Below are 1,408 nucleotides of genomic sequence, written 5' to 3' on the forward strand. Positions count from 1 at the left end.
TTAAGTATCTCCCACATAAAAAATGGTAATTGCTCAGCATATAAGAGAGTTCCCATGCTGAGCAGTTACAAATATCTTACACTCAGAGAAATGACTGACCCTATGAGAGGCTCACTAGATCCAGCCAAGCAGCCTGTATATGACGTGCTGAAACTGGCATTCCCAGGCAAGCTCACAGAGAAAGAAAGCACCCTGTTGGTGGCCGTCCTGGACGAAGACGGTTATGGCTTCCGGTCTATAGCTGCTCTCCTTTCTGCGATGCGGGACCAGCTCTCTTACACAGATTCATACAACGATGTTCTCACCATACTCTCCAGGCGCATCTGGAAGCAAGACGATATCAAACGCATGAGATTGCACCTGTGTAATTTTGGGTATGGCGATTTGCCTGACGAGTGATTTCATATCGCCTCCAAAGCAAATGTGTAACTGCTCATTACGAAAGCGCACTGCTGTGCTGAGCAGTTACAAAAAATGGATAAAATCAGGTCATGAGCAAGCCGCTTCGACTGGTCCACCTGACCCCCGAGGAAGACCAGGACCTCAAACGTATTGAACTTACCCCCAAGTTCAGCGAAAAAGTTCGGCTTAGAGCCCGTATCCTCAGACTCAGTCACCAGGGCTGGACCATCGCTGAACTTGCAGAACACTTTGACCGCAGCATTGAAGCGGTCCGACAAGACTTGCTGCGTTACCAACAGGACGGTCTCAGAGGCCTTACTGATGGCAAAGCCAAAGGGAAACCTACGCTATTTACCGCCCAGATCGAAGAATTCATGCACGAGAAGCTGAAAGAAGAACGGCTGTGGAATTGCACCTTGCTCAGCGAAGCCACCCTGAAACAGTTTGGGGTATTGATCAAGCGTGAAGCGATCCGGACCAAGTTGCATGACCTGGGGTATCGCTGGAAAAGAGGCCGTTACAGCCCCATGAAACAGGCAGACCCGGGGGTGGTTTCCCAGCATGAAGCTTCGCTGGAAACCTTGAAAAAGGGGCTAGAGACGGGAAACTGACCCTGAAGTACCTGGATGAAACCGGACTGGGATTGATGTTGAGTGTGGTCAGCAGCTGGTTTGTCAAAGGTCGGGGCAAGCAGTTCAAGATCCCGACCCGCTGGGGGTCAGATGGCCGGGTCAATGTGCTGGGGACCCTCAGCCTCTCTGCAGCAGGGGAACAACTGGAGTATCGGATTCTGGAAGGACAATGCACCAGGGTTTCTGTGGTGGCTTACCTCCAGACGCTGGCAGACCGATGCGATCCTTCCAAGCTAACGGTGGTGGTGCTGGACAATGCGCCCTTTCACAAGGGTGGAGAGCTGGCGAAACAACGTGAGGATTGGGAGAAACAGGGGTTATATCTGCGGTATTTGCCTGCGTATTGTCCGTTTTTGAACTTGATCGAGACCACC

Annotated in this window: 3 protein-coding genes; all 3 read left to right on the top strand. The window is 51.5% G+C overall.

What is annotated here, in order from left to right; genetic code table 11:
• Positions 1–399 (top strand): hypothetical protein (locus IEY52_RS26410; RefSeq protein WP_229685002.1); only part of this gene is annotated, 399 nt, incomplete at its 5' end.
• Positions 400–491: 92 nt separating this feature from the next.
• Positions 492–1,013 (top strand): helix-turn-helix domain-containing protein, encoded by a 522-nt coding sequence (locus IEY52_RS26415; RefSeq protein WP_189009676.1) that lies wholly within the window; start codon positions 492–494, stop codon positions 1,011–1,013.
• An 11-nt stretch (positions 1,014–1,024) separates the two neighbouring features.
• Positions 1,025–1,408, top strand: a 384-nt coding sequence (locus tag IEY52_RS26420) for a transposase (RefSeq protein WP_268239769.1), incomplete at its 3' end; no start/stop codon positions are given.

The sequence above is a fragment of the Deinococcus roseus genome (assembly GCF_014646895.1).
Taxonomy (GTDB): domain Bacteria; phylum Deinococcota; class Deinococci; order Deinococcales; family Deinococcaceae; genus Deinococcus_C; species Deinococcus_C roseus.